This is a genomic window from Arthrobacter sp. SLBN-112 (genome assembly GCF_006715225.1).
Classification (GTDB): domain Bacteria; phylum Actinomycetota; class Actinomycetes; order Actinomycetales; family Micrococcaceae; genus Arthrobacter.
This window is the reverse complement of the sequence record NZ_VFMU01000001.1, coordinates 1,164,042-1,181,881: the sequence shown is the minus strand read 5'-3', so window position 1 is coordinate 1,181,881 and position 17,840 is coordinate 1,164,042. Positions and strand designations below refer to the sequence as shown.

The 17,840-nt window shown below is 66.5% G+C and carries 17 protein-coding genes; 6 read left to right on the top strand and 11 right to left on the bottom strand.

The window, feature by feature from the left end; all coding sequences use genetic code 11:
- Positions 1-5 precede the first annotated feature (5 nt).
- The gene (locus FBY33_RS05520) at positions 6-578 is read left to right on the top strand and encodes an MOSC domain-containing protein (RefSeq protein WP_142029653.1); all 573 of its coding nucleotides are present in this window, start codon (positions 6-8) and stop codon (positions 576-578) included.
- Between the two features lie 127 nt (positions 579-705).
- On the opposite strand, the gene FBY33_RS05515 is transcribed toward FBY33_RS05520, so the two are convergent.
- The 4 genes from FBY33_RS05515 to FBY33_RS05500 form a co-directional block, all read right to left on the bottom strand.
- Entirely contained in the window at positions 706-1,875 is a 1,170-nt protein-coding gene (locus FBY33_RS05515; protein ID WP_142029652.1) for an MFS transporter, read from the bottom strand.
- Positions 1,872-2,537: a GntR family transcriptional regulator gene (locus FBY33_RS05510; RefSeq protein ID WP_142029651.1), complete on the bottom strand. Its 666-nt coding sequence runs from the start codon at positions 2,535-2,537 to the stop codon at positions 1,872-1,874. Before FBY33_RS05510 ends, FBY33_RS05515 begins: the two co-directional genes overlap by 4 nt.
- A gap of 127 nt (positions 2,538-2,664) precedes the next feature.
- Complete coding sequence (locus tag FBY33_RS05505; RefSeq protein WP_142029650.1) at positions 2,665-4,032, bottom strand: MFS transporter; 1,368 nt, start codon at positions 4,030-4,032, stop codon at positions 2,665-2,667.
- 220 nt (positions 4,033-4,252) lie between these two features.
- A complete protein-coding gene (locus tag FBY33_RS05500; protein WP_142029649.1) occupies positions 4,253-5,125 on the bottom strand; it encodes an NAD(P)-dependent oxidoreductase in 873 nt (290 codons plus the stop codon).
- A 201-nt stretch (positions 5,126-5,326) separates the two neighbouring features.
- Here FBY33_RS05500 and FBY33_RS05495 point away from each other — a divergent pair, with 201 nt between their 5' ends.
- The gene (locus FBY33_RS05495) at positions 5,327-6,376 is read left to right on the top strand and encodes a TerC family protein (RefSeq protein ID WP_142029648.1); all 1,050 of its coding nucleotides are present in this window, start codon (positions 5,327-5,329) and stop codon (positions 6,374-6,376) included.
- A gap of 149 nt (positions 6,377-6,525) precedes the next feature.
- Positions 6,526-6,783, top strand: coding sequence for a DUF3072 domain-containing protein (locus FBY33_RS05490; RefSeq protein ID WP_142029647.1), 258 nt, complete (start codon positions 6,526-6,528; stop codon positions 6,781-6,783).
- A 12-nt stretch (positions 6,784-6,795) separates the two neighbouring features.
- On the opposite strand, the gene FBY33_RS05485 is transcribed toward FBY33_RS05490, so the two are convergent.
- The gene (locus FBY33_RS05485; protein ID WP_142029646.1) at positions 6,796-6,999 is read right to left on the bottom strand and encodes a hypothetical protein; all 204 of its coding nucleotides are present in this window, start codon (positions 6,997-6,999) and stop codon (positions 6,796-6,798) included.
- Between the two features lie 384 nt (positions 7,000-7,383).
- Between FBY33_RS05485 and FBY33_RS05480 the strand changes: the two genes are divergently transcribed.
- Both FBY33_RS05480 and FBY33_RS05475 read left to right on the top strand, forming a co-directional pair.
- On the top strand, positions 7,384-8,652 hold the full coding sequence (locus FBY33_RS05480) for a glycosyltransferase family 87 protein (protein WP_442858343.1): 1,269 nt from the start codon (positions 7,384-7,386) through the stop codon (positions 8,650-8,652).
- Between the two features lie 28 nt (positions 8,653-8,680).
- On the top strand, positions 8,681-9,937 hold the full coding sequence (locus tag FBY33_RS05475; RefSeq protein WP_142029644.1) for a glycosyltransferase 87 family protein: 1,257 nt from the start codon (positions 8,681-8,683) through the stop codon (positions 9,935-9,937).
- Positions 9,938-9,949: 12 nt separating this feature from the next.
- Here FBY33_RS05475 and mptB read toward each other — a convergent pair whose 3' ends face one another.
- Positions 9,950-11,569 (bottom strand): polyprenol phosphomannose-dependent alpha 1,6 mannosyltransferase MptB, encoded by a 1,620-nt coding sequence (mptB, locus tag FBY33_RS05470; RefSeq protein ID WP_142029643.1) that lies wholly within the window; start codon positions 11,567-11,569, stop codon positions 9,950-9,952.
- Between the two features lie 189 nt (positions 11,570-11,758).
- Positions 11,759-12,148: a MerR family transcriptional regulator gene (locus FBY33_RS05465; protein ID WP_442858319.1), complete on the bottom strand. Its 390-nt coding sequence runs from the start codon at positions 12,146-12,148 to the stop codon at positions 11,759-11,761.
- A gap of 195 nt (positions 12,149-12,343) precedes the next feature.
- Here FBY33_RS05465 and FBY33_RS05460 point away from each other — a divergent pair, with 195 nt between their 5' ends.
- Complete coding sequence (locus FBY33_RS05460) at positions 12,344-13,843, top strand: SulP family inorganic anion transporter (protein WP_142029641.1); 1,500 nt, start codon at positions 12,344-12,346, stop codon at positions 13,841-13,843.
- A 75-nt stretch (positions 13,844-13,918) separates the two neighbouring features.
- On the opposite strand, the gene FBY33_RS05455 is transcribed toward FBY33_RS05460, so the two are convergent.
- The 4 genes from FBY33_RS05455 to FBY33_RS05440 all read right to left on the bottom strand — a co-directional run bounded on the left by FBY33_RS05455 (position 13,919) and on the right by FBY33_RS05440 (position 17,762).
- Positions 13,919-15,040 carry an NAD(P)/FAD-dependent oxidoreductase gene (locus FBY33_RS05455; protein WP_142029640.1) on the bottom strand — a complete coding sequence of 374 codons (1,122 nt, stop codon included), beginning with the start codon at positions 15,038-15,040 and terminating at the stop codon, positions 13,919-13,921.
- A gap of 75 nt (positions 15,041-15,115) precedes the next feature.
- Entirely contained in the window at positions 15,116-16,159 is a 1,044-nt protein-coding gene (locus FBY33_RS05450) for a Gfo/Idh/MocA family protein (protein WP_142032569.1), read from the bottom strand.
- A 14-nt stretch (positions 16,160-16,173) separates the two neighbouring features.
- Positions 16,174-16,977 carry an amino acid ABC transporter ATP-binding protein gene (locus tag FBY33_RS05445; protein ID WP_142029639.1) on the bottom strand — a complete coding sequence of 268 codons (804 nt, stop codon included), beginning with the start codon at positions 16,975-16,977 and terminating at the stop codon, positions 16,174-16,176.
- Positions 16,974-17,762, bottom strand: coding sequence for an amino acid ABC transporter permease (locus FBY33_RS05440; protein WP_142029638.1), 789 nt, complete (start codon positions 17,760-17,762; stop codon positions 16,974-16,976). The genes FBY33_RS05445 and FBY33_RS05440 overlap by 4 nt, the downstream gene beginning before the upstream one ends.
- Positions 17,763-17,840: the final 78 nt, after the last annotated feature.

Here is a 17,840-nt window from a genome sequence, read left to right as displayed (position 1 = left end):
GCCATATGGCCGAAAACTTCCGCTACGACGTCGAGATCCTGCACCTGCTGGTGTCCCCCGCGCACGCCTATTTCGGCCGCGCCAGGGACGGCGCCGCCGACGTTCCCACCACTGATGCTGAACAGGCTGAGGTGGTGGGCGGCAAGGGCATCGTGGGTGACCGGTTCTTCGGCAAGGCCGCCCACATGGACGCCGCGGTGACCCTGTTCGCCATCGAGTCCCTTGAGGCCATCGCCGAGGAGCTCGGCGCCGGGCCGTTCGACCCCCTGCTGACCCGGCGGAACGTGGTGCTTCGCGGCGCCCAGCTGGCACCGCTGCTGGGGCAGGACTTCGCGCTGGAGTCCGGCGGGTCCTCGGTTACCCTCCACGGTGGCCGGCACGCCCAGCCCTGTGCGTGGATGAACGAGGTGCTGGCCCCCGGCGCGCATCCCGCCATGCGGGGGCGGGGCGGCATCCGCTGCCGTGCCGTCTCCAGCGGATTGCTGCGCCGGGGCCAGGCGGTGCTGGTCAGCCCGGTGCCGCTGGATCCGGCCCGGGGCGGGGACGCAAGCCTGCTGCGGCCGTCGCGGCTGCCGTAGGAGGCCAAACGACGGCGTCACGCACGGCACGCTTCCGGCCCACCTTTGGCGGGGAAACCCCGGAAACCCGGGGTGCCGCCGTCGGCCATATCCCGAAAGCATGCCCTGCGTGACGCGCGTGCCGCGATCAGTCCAGCTGCACGCCCCGGAGCAGCAGGAGCGTCCCGCCCACCACAACCGCGGAGGCCAGGAACACCCCGCCCGAGCCGAGCCCGGCCGCCACGCCGCCGATGGCACTCGGCAGGACCACCTGCCCCACCCGGTTCCCGGCGAGCCTCAAAGCCAGCGCCCTGCCACGCTGCCCCGCCGGGGCCTGCGCCGAGAGCCAGGACATGGTCAGGGGCTGGCCGATGCCGAGCCCCAGCCCGAGCACCGCCATGATGGCAAACAGCAGCCACACGGGCATCGGGATGGCCACAACGGCCAACGCAAACGTGGACAGGGCCAGGCTCACCACCAGCAGCCGCATCCGGCCGATCCTCCGGGACACCCTGCCCAGCAGGAGCCTGGAAACCATGGAAAACACCGCCCGCACGGTCAGCAGGGCACCCACCGTTGCCGCAGTGAGTCCCCGGTCGGCGCCCAGGGCGGGCAGGTACACCATGGTCAGGTCCACCACTGCAAGGACGGTGGCGCTGGCGGCCAGCGCGCGGGCCACCCCGGGGGCCTTCAGCAGCGAGAGGGCGCTGCCCTTGGTGGCGGCCGCGCCCTTCTTCCTCCGGACGCTGACGTGCGCCGGGAGGACGAAGGTCGTCAGGAAGAGCACCAGGCTCATGACCACCGAGAGCAGGAAGATCGCCTGGGTGTCGGGCCGGACCGAGGCGCCGCCCACCAGCGAAATCGCCAGCGGCCCCAGGGCCTGCCCCAGGGATGCTGCGAACGTCAGGTAACCGAACGCGGAGTCCATCCGCGACGAGGCAGCGTTGTTGGCCACCACCGCCTGCTGCCCCACCACGCAGGCCAGCTGCCCGGCCCCCAGCAGCGCGGTCCCGGCCACCAGGGCCAAAATCGACGAACCCCACAGCAGCAGGAAGGCAGAGCAGGAAAGGACGACGGCGGACCCGATCGCCATGAGCCGCCGCTCACCCAGGCGGTCCACCAGGCTGCCCGTGGGAACGGCGAGCAGCAGGGGAAAGACCGCGTAGCTGGCTGCAAGCAGGCCCAGGGCGAAGTCCGGAACCTCCAGCTCCAGCGCACGGTAGGTGGCTGCCGGCCGGACCAGGAAGGTGACGGCCTGGATCAGCGCCGAATGGACCAGCAGGGCCACGGCCGGGCGCCGCCCCAGCTCACCGATCATGAGCCGGAGGCACTGTTGCCGGAGATGGCCCGGACCGCGGCGTCGCGGGCGCCCATGACGTGGTCGAACGCGATCGTGGCTGCCTTGTCCGGGTCCCCGCCGGCGAGGGCCGCCACCAGGACCCGGTGCTGGGCCAGCGCTTGGTCCCGGCGTTCCTGGCTGCTGTTGGTGAAGTGCCGGTAGCGTTCCATCTGGCTGGAAATCTGGCTGTGGAACCGGCGGGCCCAGGAGTTCCCTGCGATCGTGGCGATCTTTGCGTGCAGTGCCATGCCCTGCTGCATGGCGTCGTCGGCAAACTTGACCATGGCCGCGTTGCGTTCAAGAATGCCTTGGAGGGCTTCGATGTCGGCCGGCGTCGCCTTCATGCAGGCATTGCGGGCCATGAGGGACTCCATGGCCGCGCGGACTTCATACAGTTCGGAAATGGCGGACTCGTCCAGCACCGGCACCAGCACTCCCCCGGTGGGCTGCTGTTCCAGCAGGCTCTCCGAGATGAGCCGCCTGATGGCCTCCCGGAGCGGTGTGCGGCTCACCTGCAGGGCCGACGCCATGGCCGGCTCGTAGAGGCGTTCCCCCGGCTTCAGCTCAAGGCTAAGGATCCGCCGCTTCAGTTCGGCGTAGACAAAGTGGGCACCGGTGTTCCGGGCAGGTGTTTCTGGCATCTTGGACCTCCACCCGCCATCATACTTGTATACATCTATACATTCAGGCATTAGGGTGGGACATAAGGAAGGAGGGGGCAGCATGCGCTGCCCCCTCCTGAACCTGCAGTTGTGCGCGTCGGCTGGGCTATGCCCCGGCCTTCGCCGTTTCCTGCACCTCGAGGTCCTCAAGTGACTTGCCCTTGGTGTCCGGTGACATCAGGGTGGCCACCGCGGAGACCAGGCAGATGCCCAGCGTGGTCAACCCGATGGTGAGCGGGACGTTGGTGGAGCCCGGAGGCGCGATTGCGGTGAAGATGCTGGGGAAGAACGATGCAATCATGAGCCCGATGTTCTGCGAGACCGCGAAACCGGTCACGCGGATCCGCATGGGGAACTGCTCCTGGAAGAACGTGGCGAAGGTGGCGTTCCACATCTGGAAGAAGATGCCCTGCACGATCACGACGCACACGAAGACCAGCGGCAGGCTCCCCTGCTCGATGGCCCACAGGTACCCGGTCACCAGCAGGCCGCCGATGACACCGCCGGCAGCCATGAGCATCCGCCGGCCAATCCTGTCGGAAAGTGCGCCAAACAGCGGGATGGTGGCGACGGCCGCGATGTTGGCCACGAGGGTCACCCACAGGAACTCGCTGCTGGAGAAGCCGTTGCCGTAGCCCTTCTGGGTGGCGTAGGAGACGCCGAAAATGAGGGTGGCCATGCCGATGACATTGGTGAAGGTCATGGCGATGCAGCGGACCAGGGCTCCCGGCCGGGTGCGCAGGAGTTCAACGAGCGGGAATCGCTTGCTTTCCGGCTTGCCTGACTGCGCTGCGTAGGCCGGCGGTTCCTGCACCCGGCGGCGGATGAAGTAGCCGGCCAGGATCACGACGGCGGAGAGCAGGAACGGGATGCGCCAGCCCCAGGTGCCGAACTGGTCAGCCGGGAGGATGGCGGCGAGCGGGAGGAGGACGGCGGTGGCCACGATCGAACCCACCTGGGTGCCCTGGAGGCTGAAGCTGGCAAAGAATCCGCGTTTGGCGTCGGGGGAATGCTCCACGATCATGGCGCTGGCACCGCCAAGCTCGCCGGCTACGGCAAAGCCCTGGACCAGGCGGAGGAGCACCAGGAGGGCGGGCGCCAGGAGGCCCACCTGTCCGTAGGTGGGCAGGAGTCCTACAGCGAAGGTGGCAAAGCCCATGAGCAGCATCGCGAAGACGAGGACCTTCTTGCGCCCGTGCCGGTCACCGTACGCTCCAAGGACGACGGCACCTACGGGACGGGAAACATACCCCACAGCATATGTTGCCAGGGAGGCGATGATTCCCACGGTGGGGTTCTCCGAAGGAAAGAAAATCGTGGGGAAGATCAGCGTGGCCGCAAGGGAGTACAGCGCGAAATCGTAGTACTCCAGGGCGCTTCCGATCCAGCCGCTCATCGCCGCTTTCCTCGGGTCCCGCGGACCTGTTCCAGCTCCCTGGCTGCTGAGGGGAACGAGGGTTGGGGTGGTGCTCATGTACTTATGTCCTTCGTCTTCATTGGCAAGGAACCGGAACTGGTGGGATTCACGCTGTTCTTTGGTGGTGTCTGCGCCCGGGGCAGTCCTGCTCAGTACTGGACTTATTGGCTATGGGGCGTCAGCTCTTTGAATCGATTCATCAAATATAGAAGGTGACGAGGATTACGTCAATGGCAAGCGCTATCCCGGTAGCTTGGCCAGCCTTGCGCCCGGCACTCTAGTAGCTGGCGAAATAGGCCGCAGCCATGTCCTGTTTGGTGCGCCCCTGCCCGGCCACCCGGTCAAGCCGGGCGGCATACGCAACAGCGCCGTCCAGCTTCAAGCCCTGCCCGGCGGCAGCGTCGACAATCAGGTGGGCATCCTTCCGGGCGGTGTCCACGGCAAACGAGGCAGGTTCCAGCCCGTCGTTCAGGATGAGGTCCATCTTGGTGCGCAGATAGGGCAGGTCCAGCGGACCGCCGTCGAGCACGCCAAGGAACTGCTGCGGGTCAACGCCCAGCGCCTGGGCAAGGGCAACCACTTCACCGGCGGCGTTGGAGGCTGCGATGACCCAGCTGTTGACCACGAGCTTGAGGCGGGCGGCCGAACCCGTGGCGGGGTCGTCACCCGTCCAGATGGTTCGGGCGCCCACGGCATCGAGGACCGGTGCCACGCGGTGCCGCACTGGCTCGGGACCGGCGGCAAGCACCAGGAGCTGGCCGGCCTCGGCAGGGGCCCGCGTTCCGGAAACAGGCGCCTCCACCAGGTCCAAGCCAAGCCCTGAAGCCAGGGCGGCCAACGAGGGGGCGTCCTGCGCCCCAACGGTGGTGGACTGGACCCAGGCAGTGCCGGGCCGCACACCCGGCGCTGCACTCCGGATGACCTCTTCCACCGCGGCGGCGTCGTGGAGCATGGTCAGGATGACGTCGGCTGCCTCGACAGCCTCGGCAGGGGTAGCGGCACGCCGGGCACCTTGGGCAACCAGCGGTTTTGTCTTGGCCGGGTCCCGGTTCCACACTGAAACATCATGTCCGGCCCGCTGGATGTTCCGGGCCATGGCCGCTCCCATGATTCCCGTCCCCAGCACAGCCACTTTGAGCTTCGCATCCATCGAATCAGCCTTCCGCTTCGCTTTGGTTCTTGCTTACCTACCCAACGTTCCAAAGATTCTGTACATTATTCATACGGAGGGGAGTATCCCCCACTTCAGTCCATCGTCAGTACGGAGGCCCCTGCGCCTTCCGGTGGACGGGCCAGGCGATGGCCGGGAGAGACCTCCAGTTGGTAGTTACTGACTGGAAGCAGGTACCCCTTGAACGTGCCCCTTTGGATGTGGTTCGCCGTCATCGGATTCATCCTCCTCATGCTTGCCATCGACCTCGTGGCCCACCGCCGCGCCCACGTCATCAGCGTCCGGGAGGCCGCGGCCTGGTCCGCGGTCTGGGTGCTGTTCGGCGTAGCCTTCGGCGGACTGGTCTGGTTTCTGTACGGCACGGAATTCGGCCAGCAGTACTTCGCCGGATATCTCATCGAGAAGTCCCTCGCCGTGGACAACGTCTTTGTCTGGGCGATCATCTTCACGTTCTTCGCCGTCCCCCGGGAGTACCAGCACCGCGTGCTCTTCTTCGGCGTCCTGGGCGCACTGGTGTTCCGCGGCCTGTTCATCGCGGCGGGCTCGGCCATCATTGCCGGCGCCGGGTGGGTCCTCTACCTGTTCGCGGCGTTCCTGCTCTTCACCGGCTACCGGATGCTCAGGCAGCGTGATGAGCACATCGACCCCGGGAAGTCGCGGGCGTTGAAGCTGTTCCGCCGGCACGTGCCCATGACGGACGCCTTCCATGGCCAGCGCTTCCTGATCCGGAAGGGCGGTGTACTGCTTGCCACTCCCCTGCTGGCGGTCCTGGTGCTGGTTGAAGTCACGGACATCATCTTCGCCGTCGACTCCATCCCGGCCATCTTCGCCGTCACGGACGAGGTCTTCCTGGTGTTCACGGCCAACGCGTTCGCCATCCTGGGCCTGCGTGCCATGTACTTCCTGCTGGCGGACCTCATCCACCGCTTCGTGTACCTGAAGGCGGGCCTGGCGCTGGTGCTGATCTGGGTGGGCATCAAGATGGCGCTCAAGATCGACGTCTACTACATCCCCACGCCGGTCTCCCTCGCCGTCATCACTGCCATCCTGGGCATTTCCATTGGCGCAAGCCTCATCGCCACCCGGCGCACGGGCCCGCAGCAACCGCCCGTCCCCGCCGAACCGCCGTTCCGGAATGCCACGTCGGAAGAACTCGACGCCCTGGAGCCGCTGTGGCGCAGGACGGGCAGCAAGGAGGAACTGCCGCCCGCGGAGAAGTCCCTGCAGTAGCAGGAGCGGGCAATTAGAGCGGCAGGCAGGCACCCGGCCAGCGGTATCCGCGCGGGTGCCTGCCCAAAAAGCCGCTGCCATGAAGATGTGTGCGTCTGAAGAAGGTCAGCTCCTGCCGAATGTCGGCACCCCGCCCTAGACTCGTAACCATGAGCGACAGCAACCAGGAAACCATCGGCAGCCCGGAGCCAGAGCCCAACGCAGGCCTCAACAGGGACCCGGAAGACTGGGTTACCGGGGATGAACCCATGACAGCGGCGCAGCGCAGCTACCTCGATACGCTGGCACGGGAGGCCGGCGAAGAACTTCCCGCGGACCTGAGCAAGGCGGAGGCGTCAAAGCACATCGACCGGCTGCAGCAGCGCAGCAACCGTGTTTCCGGAGACGGGGACAACTCCGGCAACTAAGCCGGAGAGGACCTACCAGGCCTGGTGTTCGCGGGTGAGGCCGAAGGGAACCGCGTCGCTGAGGGCAACGGTGAACTTGTCCACGGCGTGCCGGGTAACCAGGATGCCGTGGCTCTTGCCGTCCAGCGCGTGGGCCTTGGCGGCCGCGACAGCGGCGTCGAGCTCGCGGTCCATGCTCTGGCGGTCGGACACGGTGAGGGTCAGCGGGAAGTTCATGGATAGTGCCTATGTCTTTCGAGGGGTGGGTGGGCATGCGCCGCCCAGCGCTCCCCTTGGCTGCATAGGCGGTGGGCACTTTCGTGCCTCGCACCATGGTGCCCCAGTAATGGATCACCAGCAACTTGAAAAATCAAGTAATAAGTCGCCGCAGGTCAAAAGGGTGACGTCGCGGGCATGGCTCAGCAATTACTGGCGCCCAAGCCCTGTGAATTAGAGTTGGACAGGAGTGGAAGCTGTTTCCGGACGGCTCCGACGCCCCTGAACCAGCCATGCGGCAGAACCCAGCCACCAGCACGACGCCACACCTGTGCCACGACCTGACAAGGATCCGCCATTTCCACCGACGCTCTCTTCGGCAATCTCACCAGGATCCGCAACGTCATCCTTCCCAGCCCGGTCCGGAACCGGTTGAATACCGGTCGCGGCCTCCTGGGCGGTTTCATTGTGGTGCACCTTGTCTTCCTGGTCTTCGCCGCCTCCCTCTCCCTTCACGGCGAAGCATTCAGCGACACCTTCATCTACCGCGACTGGGCCATGGCGGGGTTCAATGACGCCAACCTCAGCGGAGGTCCCAGTCCGTGGGTGTACCCCATCCTGGCGCTCATCCCCATGGCGATCGCAGGCCTGGCCGGACCCGGACCTTTCTTCTTCATCTGGGTCCTCATGACCACGCTCCTCAACGGCTGGGCGCTGCTGAAGCTGACAGAGCGGGGCCGCAACACCAGCGCCATCCCGGCCGGCTGGTGGTGGCTGGCCTTCACCTTCCTGATGGGCTGGCTGGGCTTCGCCCGCGTGGACGGCCTCACCGCCCCGCTGGTCCTCGTGGCCCTTGCCTACGGCGTCAAGCGCCCCTTCGTCGCGTCAGTCCTGCTGGCCATCGGCACCTGGGTGAAGGTCTGGCCCGCGGCCATCATGCTGGCCCTCTTCGCCGTCGTGAAGAACCGCCTGCTGGTGGTGCTGGCAGGAATCGCGACGACGGCGGGCGTGGTTGCGCTGGCGGCAGCCCTGGGCAGCGTGCCCAAGCTCCTGAACTTCCTTACGCAGCAGGGCGACCGCGGCATGCAGCTCGAAGCCACCTTCACCACGCCTTGGCTCTGGCTTTCCGTCCTGAACGTGGGCGGCTCGCGCATGTACATGAACACGGACATCAACTCCATGCAGGTGGACGGCCCGGGCACCGCCACCATGTCCGTCCTGATGCAGCCCCTCCTGGTCCTGGCCGCCCTCCTGGTGGCCGGGCTGACGTTCTGGGCGCTTCACAACGGGAAGCAGCACAAGGTGGCCGGCGGTGTGGACCGCACCGAACTGCTGCTGGCCGGCGCCCTGACCCTGGCCACGGCATTCGTGGTCTTCAACAAGGTGGGATCGCCCCAGTTCATGGTCTGGCTTGGCCCTGCCGTCGCGGTGGGCCTGGCGCACAGCTGGCGCGAATGGCGGGTACCGGCGGCCATGCTGATCGCCATTGCGGTGGCAACCTACTTCATCTACCCCCTCTTCTACGACGCCCTGAGCCACAACAACCCGTGGATGGCGCTGGTACTGACCATCCGCAACGTCCTGCTGGTGGTCCTGTTCCTGTGGAGCGTCCGGCGGCTGTACACGCTGGGCAAGAAGACCACCGCACCCGCCCCCGCGCTCAAGGAGACCTGAGATTTCCACGAGGTTCTTTGACCGCCTGGTGACGGTCCGCACCAAACTGCTCCCGGCAAAAGTGGTGGACTGGTTCGCCCGCCCATCCAGTGTCTGGTGGGGCTTCGCCGTCGTCCATGTGTACTTCCTGGGCTGGATGGCGTCCTTCTTCCTGAACGGCGATACCTTCAGCGACACCGAGCAGTACCGGCAGTGGGCCATGGACGGCTACAACCCATCGGACCTGACCGGCAAGATCAGCCCCTGGGTCTACCCGGTGCTGGCGCAGATCCCCATCTTCCTCGCCAACATCGCCGGGCCCAGCCTCTACCTGCTGGTCTGGTTCCTGATCATCAGCGCGCTCAACGCCGTCGGCCTGGTCTACCTCACCCGCGGCCCGCGGAAGGTGACTGGCATTGCGCCGGCCTGGTGGTGGCTGTTCTTCACGGTGTTCATGGGCTACCTGAGCTTCGCCCGGGTGGAAGGCATTACGGCGCCGATCGTGCTGATCGCACTGCTCTATGTGGCGGAGCGGCCCGTGGTGGCAGGCGTCCTGCTCAGCATCGCCACCTGGATCAAGGTGTGGCCCGCAGCAGTGCTGGTACCCATCGTGATCGCCAGCCACAAGCGGATCCAGGTGGTGCTCGCCGGCGCTGCCGTGACCGCCGTCGTCGGCCTGGGAACTTGGCTGACCGGCGGCCTGCCGCACATCATGGACTTCCTCACCAACCAGGGCGAGCGCGGCATGCAGCTCGAGGCCACCTTCTCCACACCCTGGGTCTGGCTGAGCGTCTTCCACATCGCCGGGTCAAGAATGGCGGACAACACGGCCATCAACTCCACCGAGGTCTACGGCCCGGGGGCCGGTACCGTGGCCTTCCTGATGCAGCCGCTGCTGGTCCTTGGGGCCATCACCGCGGCCATCCTGCTGGTGCGTGCCCTTCGGCGCGGCGCCGAACGGGAGGAACTCTTCCTCGAGGGCGCGCTCATGATGGTCACCGCCTTCATAGTGTTCAACAAGGTGGGGTCCCCGCAGTTCATCATCTGGCTGGCACCGGTGATCATCGCCGGCCTCACCCACGACTGGGAGCGCTGGAAGGTTCCGGCAGCTTTGCTGATGGGCATCGCCATGACCACGTTCGTGATATACCCGCTGTTCTACACCCCGCTCATCCACGCCCACCCGGTCATGGCGGCCATCCTCACCACCCGCAACGTGCTCCTGGTGGTGCTGCTGTGGTGGTCGGTGAAGCGCACCGCCGAGTTGGGCCGGAAAACCACAGCGCAGGTACCTGCGGGAGCCTGACAGGTTTCGCGCCTAGCTGTCCTCGGATTGCTCGACGGCGGCGGCGCGGGCATCAGCCCGGCGCTCGGCCCGGCGCTCCACCGCCCACTGCCAGGCCCGCCGGGCAAGGTCGAGCGGTTTGCCTTCGATGAGCAGTTTCCGGGTGTGGACGTCCAGGACCAGCAGGTAGAACGTGAACGCCAGGGCGGTGAAGAACGCCAGCGACGAGGCGTCGATGGGAAGTTCCACGAAGGACCAGACGGAGAGCTGGTCCTGCGCCCCGAACACCACAAAGAATGTCACGCCCACGTAAAGCGAGCGGATCTGCCAGTCGTCCCGGATCCCGGTAACAGCCAGGAACGGCAGGAACCACAGGATGTACCAGGGCTGGATGATGGGTGAAAGCATCACGACGGCGGTGAACGCCAGGGCCATCCGGCGCACCGCCCGCGAGTAGTCGCCGCGGAACATCAGCAGCAGGACCAGCGCGATCGCGCCCCACTTCATGCCGGTCCGCAGCCAGGTGGCCAGCGTTCCGCCGGGCAGTCCCAGGGCGTTGGCGAGCATCTCCACCTGCTGGCCCAGGAAGCCCGACGGCGAGTAGCCGGTATAGCCGGGGGTGGGGTCCATGATGGCCCAGGTCCAGCCGATGCCCAGATTGTAGGGGACGCCGCTGAGGGCCAGGACGCCGAAGCTGATGCCCGCCGTCGCGCCCCACATCAGGAACTTTCGCGGCCAGGATGCGCCGGGGCCGGCCCACATGAGCCCCAGGAACGGCAGCAGCAGCACAGTGATCGGCTTGATGCCGATGGACGCGGTCACCAGCAGGATCCCCAGCAGGTAACGCCGTGTGGCGGCGAAGTAGACCCCAGCGACGGCGAGGCCCACCATCAGGGCGTCATTGTGGGCGCTGGCGATGAAACTGATGAGGAACAGCGGGTTGGCCACGGAGATCCAGAGCGCGCGGGCACCGTTGATTCCGTGCAGTTCGGCGAGCTTGGGTACGTAGATGACGCAGAGCAGCACGCCCACGCCGGCCAGGAGGCGGAAGAGCAAAACGGACGCGTCGGGCTGGGCACCGGTCAGTCCTACCACCGCACGCGCCAGCCATAGGAAGTACGGTCCATAGGGGGTCCGGTTTTCCGCCCAGGCGGGATCGGCACCCAGCGCGAACCAGTTGTTGAGGGTGGAAATGCCCACCTCATAGGGGTTCTGGCCCTCCTGGACCAGCCGGCCCTGGCCCGTGTAGGCGTAGACGTCCCGGGAAAAGACCGGAACGCAGAACAACAGCGGCAGGGACCAGGCGGATATGGCCACCACCACGGACCGCAGCGATGACTGTCCCCAGTCCCCCAGCCGCTGGCCCAACCGGAGCCAGGAACGCATCATGAGCATGGCACCGGCCGTCAGCAGCACGGTGGACACCGCCACGCCCCAGCCCTCGGTGCGGAGTGCAATTACCACCGGCTGGCGGATCATGGGCGAGCCGTTGGCGATCCAGCCCGTCCCAATGGAGCCGACGAACATCATGAGGGCGCCGATGAAACCCTCGAGGGTTGCCAGGTAGGCACGGCCCTTGGCGGGCACGGAAACCCCGGCCGGTGTGCCCGGCCGGCTCTCCGACATCCTGAGGTGTGACCCGCCTGCCGTCATGATTGTGGTCCCCTACCTTGTTACGGCACTGCTTGCCCCAGCTTCAAAAAGGCCGCCCTGCAACCCGGCCATTTTATCAGCCGTGCTTACTGCCGCCGGGGCCGGAGCCGGGGTAATACGCCACAGTTTGGCAACGGCGGCGAACACTCCATCCCACTGCCGTCCGGCATTGTCTGGGCCCGGGGTCCGCTATTGGGCGCGAAGCAGCGCCAGGAATTCGTCGGCCATGCCGAGTTGTTCCTCCAGCTTGGCCCGGCGCCTCGCTGCTTCTTCAATGAATTCATTCAAGTCGGACCTGATGTCCGTGTCATCCTGACCCGGCCCGGAGGCCTCCAACGCGTCGATCACCCGCAGCAGCCCGGACATCGCGTCGAGCGTGAACCCCAGCGGCTTCATCCTGCGGATCAACAGCAGGCGCGCAAAGTCGCGTTCGGTGTAAAGGCGGAATCCGCCTTCGGTGCGGCCGGACGGTTTGAGCAGGCCCACCTCGTCATAATGCCGAATGGTTCGCAGGGACATCTGTGAACGGGTTGCCAGCTCCCCGATGTGCATCGTCGCCACCACTTCTTCGGCGGTCATCTCTTTCACCATCACGTCACCAATCCGGCTCAACCCTCACGTTGGGGTAGTGTTGCAGATGCGGCCGGGAATCACCGGCGCATTCTTTCTCCACCCCATTGTCTTCCATGGCAGGGCTGGACCACCGCGCATCGTGGCGCGCAAAGACGTTGCACACCGCTCTCGCAGAAGAGCCAATTCCCCTGGAGCCGCTCCTTGGCCGTCGCCGACCGTCCCCGCCCCATTCGGCAACCGATCACCGTCCTTACCGCCCTGCGCTCTCCGCGGCAGCTGTCGCGCGAGGTCCTGGCCGGCATGGTCACCACCTTGGCCCTGGTCCCGGAAGTCATTTCGTTCTCGATCGTTGCCGGGGTGGATCCCATGGTGAGCCTTGTCGCCTCCATCGTGCTGGCCCTGGCAATGTCGATCCTTGGCGGACGGCCCGGCGTCGTCACTGCCGCCGCAGGTTCCGTCGCCCTGGTGATCGCCCCGCTGGTTCATGAGCACGGAACGCAGTATGTCCTGCCGGCGGTGCTCCTCGCCGGAGTGATCCAGGTGGTGTTTGGCCTGGCCGGTCTTGCCAGGCTGATGCGCTTCATCCCCCGGTCGGTGATGATCGGGTTCGTCAATGCCCTGGGTGTGCTGATCTTCATGGCGCAGGTGCCCCATGTCCTCAATGTCCCCTGGCTCGCCTACGTGCTGTTCGCCCTGACCTTCGCGATCATTTTCATCCTTCCGCGCTTCACCAGGGTGGTCCCGTCGCCGCTGGTGGCCATCGTCGTCGTGACGGCGATCGTCATCATCGCGGGACTCTCCGTTCCGGACGTCCTGGACGAAGGTCCCCTCACCGGCAAGCTGCCAGGAATCACGCCGTTCCTTGTCCCGGTGAACCTGGAGACCTTCCAGCTGGTGCTGCCCACCGCACTGAGCGTGGCGTTCGTGGGCCTCATGGAATCCCTCCTCACGGCGAAACTCGTCGATGACATCACCGACACCCCATCGCACAAGGGGCGTGAGTCCTGGGGCCTGGGCGTCTCGAACATCCTGGCCGGTTTCTACGGCGGGATTGCCGGCTGCGCCATGATCGGCCAGACGGTCCTCAACGTGAAGACCGGCCAGGCCCGTACGCGCATCTCCACGGTCGTGGCCGGGCTGTTCCTGCTGGCCCTGGTGACCGGCCTCAGCTCGATCATGGGGCAGATCCCCATGGTGGCCCTTGCCGCGGTCATGATGGTGGTGGCTGTCACCACCGTGGACTGGCACAGCGTCAAACCGTCCACCCTGAAGCGGATGCCCATCCCGGAGACCCTGGTCATGGTGGTCACGGTCGCCGTCGTGGTCCTTACGGGGAACCTCGCCTACGGCGTCCTGGTGGGCGTTGTCCTGGCGATGGTGCTGTTCGCCCGCCGGGTTGCCCATGTCATCAGTGTTGAGCGGACCCCGGCCGGGGATGGCCAGAGCGTCCGCTACGACGTGGTGGGGCCGCTGTTCTTCGGGAGCAGCAACGACCTCGTGGAGCAGTTCGCCTATGCCGACGATCCCGCCCTGGTGACCATCGACCTCAGCCGTGCCCAGATCTGGGACGCTTCAACCGTCGCCGCCCTGGACTCCATCGAGACGAAGTACGCGGACCACGGGGCCACGGTGGCGATCGAAGGCCTTGATGAGCGCAGCACCGGCTTCCACCGCCGCCTCACCGGTCATCTAGGCAGTTGACCCCTGACCACGCTTAAGGGGCGGGACCGCGCAACGTGCGGCCCCGCCCCTGTCCCCTGCAACGTCCGGGACAGGCTAGGAGAAACGCCCCGGCCGGAAGGTGGCCAGCATCGGGTGCCTCCGGCCGGTCAGGATTTCCCCGGCGAGAAGTTCGCCGGCAATGAGTCCCAGCGTGGCGCCGGAGTGGGTGAAGGCAACGAAGCAGCCGGGCACCTGGCCCAGTTCACCCAGGACCGGTTCGCCATCGCCGGGAATCGGCTTGTAGCCGATCTTCCAGGTCGCGGGCTTGAGTTCCGGGTTGCCGGCAATCAGTTTGGACGCCTCATCGGCCAGTTCCTGCACCACCTCGTCGGGGATGCTGAAGGAGCCGTCCGCGTGCTCGGTGATGCGTTCTTCGTACCAGTCGTGGTCCAGGGCGAAGGTGCCGCCCGGGTTCGGCCGGACAGCGGCGCGCGGGGTGTTCATCACCGCGGCGACGTCGTGCTGCACCTGCTTGGTCACCACCAGCATGGATACCGGGGAACCATTGGGGATACGCACTCCCAGGGGTTCGACGACGGCGGGTGTCGCTGCGCCGCAGGCCACCAGGACGGCGTCGGCCGGGTAGGTCCCGCCCGCAGAGGTCTCCACACCGGTGGTGCGCCCGTCATCCACCATGACGGAAGCCTTGCCGGCGTTGAGGACCAGTTCGCCGCCGCGGGCGTGGAACTCCTCCATGAGGAAGTCGATCAGGTCCGGCAGGCTGACCCAGCCTTCACCGGGATTGAAGATGGCGTTTTCCGGTACCGCGTCCGCATCGATTCCGGGGGTTACGGTTGCGATCGCAGCCGGGGCAACCAGCTTGGAGTCGTAGCCGATGGACTTTTCATAGGCGTGCCGGGCTTCGGTGGTGTCCCGCTGCCCTTCGGCGTTCCACATGAGGCCGCCGCCAAACTGCAGCCATTCCCGGCTGGGGTCCGAGGCGAAGAGTGTGCGGTAGCGGTCCACGCCGGCGACCCGGAGCTGGTGGTACGGGGTGGACCGCTCGCCGGCGGAGTTGAGCCAGGACAGCGAGCGGCCGCTGGCTTCGCTGGCCAGGCCGCGCTCGGTCAGCAGGATCACGGAGGCGCCTTCGCGGAGCAGGTGGACCGCGGTGGAGACGCCGAGGATACCGCCGCCGATGACGGCGACGCGCTTGGTGGCTGGAGCAGAGGACATGGTGTCCCTTTCTGGTGAAGTTCGGAGGGCGGATGACGCGGACACTGCGCCGGTGGGGAGAATTTGGTGGGAAGGTCAGGCCAGGGCGTGAATGCCCTCGATGACTTTCAGTACTTCAAGCGGTTCGGCGGGATCGACCGGCAGCGGACCGTTCCCGCGCAGGGCGGCGGCCAGCTGGATGTAGAACTCCGGGTACGCGCCACGTTCGGCAGGAACGGGCGTTGTTGCACCGTCCACGCCCAGGAGCCCCCAACGCTCCTGGGGCTCCACACCGTAAGCAGGGTCCGACGGCGGCAGCCCGGCAGCGAGGGCAGGTTCCTGCCCGTCCAGGCCCCACTTGGTGTAGCCGGCCTGCGAGCCCAGGATGTGGAACCGGGCCCCGGCCTGGGCTGCCATCCCGTTCATCCAAAGCCGGGTGCGGACCCCCGAGGTGTGCAGCAGTGACACGAAGGCCTCAGTGTCGGCTGCGTCGGGATGGGGCCCACGGTAGGCGGTTTCGCCGTAGGTGCGCTCCACGGGACCGAAGAGTTGGATGGCCTGGTCGATCAGGTGGGCGCCGAGGTCATGCAGGATGCCGCCGCCTTCGGCCAGGGAAACAGTGTCCCGCCAGTTTCCAAAGCCTTCCGGCCGCCACCATTCGAACCGCGATTCGAAGGTGCTGACCTGGCCAAGGGCACCGGACGCCAGGACCTTCCTGAGCGTGAGGAAGTCCGCATCCCACCGTCGGTTCTGGAACACCGTCAGCTGCACCCCGCCGTCGGCCGCCCTGCTGATGAGCTCCTCACCCAGGGCGGACGTGGGGACGAAGGGCTTGTCCACCACCACGTGCAGGCCGTGGGCGATCGCCGTTGCGGCCAGGCCGTAGTGCGTGTGCGGTGGGGTCCCAAGGACAACCAGGTCCAGGTCCGCCGCGCTGGCAAACAGTTCCTCCGGCGTCCCAACAATTCGTGCCTGCGGGTAGAGGCGTGCCGCCTCCGCGGCGCGCTCCGGCTGGGACGTGACAATGACGTCCAGCGAGTAGTCGGAATCCGCCGCGATCAGCGGGGCGTGGAACACCTTGCCGGAGATTCCGTAGCCGACGACGGCCGTCCGGATGGGTGCTGACGCGGGCTTTGCCATGGAATCGCCGTCCATCAGAGCACCTCCGAGAGGAAGCGCTGGAGGCGTTCACTGCGGGGGTTGTCGAAAAGCTGCGCCGGGGTCCCGGCTTCCACGACTTCGCCTTCATCCATGAAGACCACCTGGTCGGCGACTTTGCGGGCGAAGCCCATTTCGTGGGTGACCACAAGCATGGTCATGCCGCGGCTGCCGAGGCCGGCCATGAGGTTCAGGACGCCTTTGACCAGTTCTGGGTCAAGGGCGCTGGTGGCCTCGTCGAAGAGCATCACCTCCGGTTCCATGGCCAGGGCCCTGGCGATGGCGACGCGTTGCTGCTGGCCGCCGGAGAGGTCCCGGGGGCGGTGGTCGGCCCGTTCGGCCAGCCCTACTTCGGCGAGCCGGCGGCGGGCGGTTTCCATGGCGCGGGCCTTGGGCATGCCCTTGACGCTCCAAAGGGCAAGGGCCACGTTTTCCTCGGCGGTGTGGTCCGGGAAGAGGTTGAAGTGCTGGAACACCATGCCGATGCGGGTGCGGAGGGTGTCCGGGTTGGCCGCCAGGGTGCTGTCGCCGGCCAGCAGCACGTCACCGCTCTTGGGTTCGTGCAACCGGTTAACGCCGCGGAGCAGGGTGGATTTGCCGGAACCGGAAGGGCCGATGATGCAGGTGGTGGTGCCCGGGGCCACGGTGAGGCTGACGTTGCGCAGTACTTCGATGTCGCCGTAGGCCATGGTCATGTTTCGCAGTTCCAGGCTTGATCCGTGGAATGTCGGGACGTCCGACGCAGCGTGCGCACCCGTGCGGGTGGCCGTGTTGTTAGTGGTGGGGGTGGGCGTGTTCATGTGTTGCTCCCGGCAGTGAGCGGCGAGGCCGCGTCGAGTTCCTTGACTTCCTTCAGCCCGCTGGTGGGCGGTGCTGCACGGCGGCGGCCGGTGCGGAACTTGTTGTCGAAGTAGTTGACCAGGTGGGTCAGCGGAACGGTGACCACCAGGTAGAGGAGGCCGGATGCCACCAGCGGCGAGAGGTTGCCGGACAGGACGGCGGCGTCCTGTCCCACGCGGAAGAGTTCGCGTTCGGTGACCAGCAGGCCCAGGAAGTAGACCAGCGAGGAATCCTTGACGATGGCGATGAACTGGTTCACCAGTGCCGGAAGCACCCGGCGGACGCCCTGCGGCACCACCACCAGGGCCATGGACTTGGGGTAGCTCATGCCCAGGGCGCGGCAGGCCTCGCCCTGGCCTTTGTCCACGCTGAGGATGCCCGCGCGGAAGATTTCGCCGATGTAGGCGCTGGCGATCAGGCTCAGCGCGATGATGCCCAACGGGTAGGGCGAGGGGCCGAAGACCGACTGGCTGAGGCGGGCAAAACCCTGGCCAATCAGCAGGATGGTGAGGATGGCGGGCAGGCCGCGGAACAGGTCTGTGTAGACCCGGGCCGGCACCCGCACCCATTTGGATGGTGAGATGCCCATGACGGCGACCACCATGCCCAGGATCGTGCCAAGGACGGTGGCGGCAATGGAGATGATCAGCGTGTTCAGCAGGCCGACCGCCAGGAGTTGGGGCAGGACCTCGGCCATTGCGCCGAAGTCGAAGAAGGTTCGGATGATGGTGTTGAGCCAGTCCATGGTTGCTCTCAGACGTAGGGGTGTAGAGGTTCCGGACGGGCCGCGTGCTGCGGCCCGTCCGGTCAGGCGGCCGAAGGC

Bases quoted from the DNA above. Each gene is read 5' to 3' on its own strand.
- mptB (WP_142029643.1), bottom strand. From the start codon at position 11,569: ATGACGGCAGGCGGGTCACACCTCAGGATGTCGGAGAGCCGGCCGGGC.
- FBY33_RS05510 (WP_142029651.1), bottom strand. From the start codon at position 2,537: ATGCCAGAAACACCTGCCCGGAACACCGGTGCCCACTTTGTCTACGCC.
- FBY33_RS05490 (WP_142029647.1), top strand. From the start codon at position 6,526: ATGAGCGACAGCAACCAGGAAACCATCGGCAGCCCGGAGCCAGAGCCC.
- FBY33_RS05520 (WP_142029653.1), top strand. From the start codon at position 6: ATGGCCGAAAACTTCCGCTACGACGTCGAGATCCTGCACCTGCTGGTG.
- FBY33_RS05505 (WP_142029650.1), bottom strand. From the start codon at position 4,032: ATGAGCACCACCCCAACCCTCGTTCCCCTCAGCAGCCAGGGAGCTGGA.
- FBY33_RS05515 (WP_142029652.1), bottom strand. From the start codon at position 1,875: ATGATCGGTGAGCTGGGGCGGCGCCCGGCCGTGGCCCTGCTGGTCCAT.
- FBY33_RS05440 (WP_142029638.1), bottom strand. From the start codon at position 17,762: ATGGACTGGCTCAACACCATCATCCGAACCTTCTTCGACTTCGGCGCA.
- FBY33_RS05465 (WP_442858319.1), bottom strand. From the start codon at position 12,148: ATGACCGCCGAAGAAGTGGTGGCGACGATGCACATCGGGGAGCTGGCA.
- FBY33_RS05445 (WP_142029639.1), bottom strand. From the start codon at position 16,977: ATGAACACGCCCACCCCCACCACTAACAACACGGCCACCCGCACGGGT.
- FBY33_RS05485 (WP_142029646.1), bottom strand. From the start codon at position 6,999: ATGAACTTCCCGCTGACCCTCACCGTGTCCGACCGCCAGAGCATGGAC.
- FBY33_RS05450 (WP_142032569.1), bottom strand. From the start codon at position 16,159: ATGGCAAAGCCCGCGTCAGCACCCATCCGGACGGCCGTCGTCGGCTAC.
- FBY33_RS05455 (WP_142029640.1), bottom strand. From the start codon at position 15,040: ATGTCCTCTGCTCCAGCCACCAAGCGCGTCGCCGTCATCGGCGGCGGT.
- FBY33_RS05500 (WP_142029649.1), bottom strand. From the start codon at position 5,125: ATGGATGCGAAGCTCAAAGTGGCTGTGCTGGGGACGGGAATCATGGGA.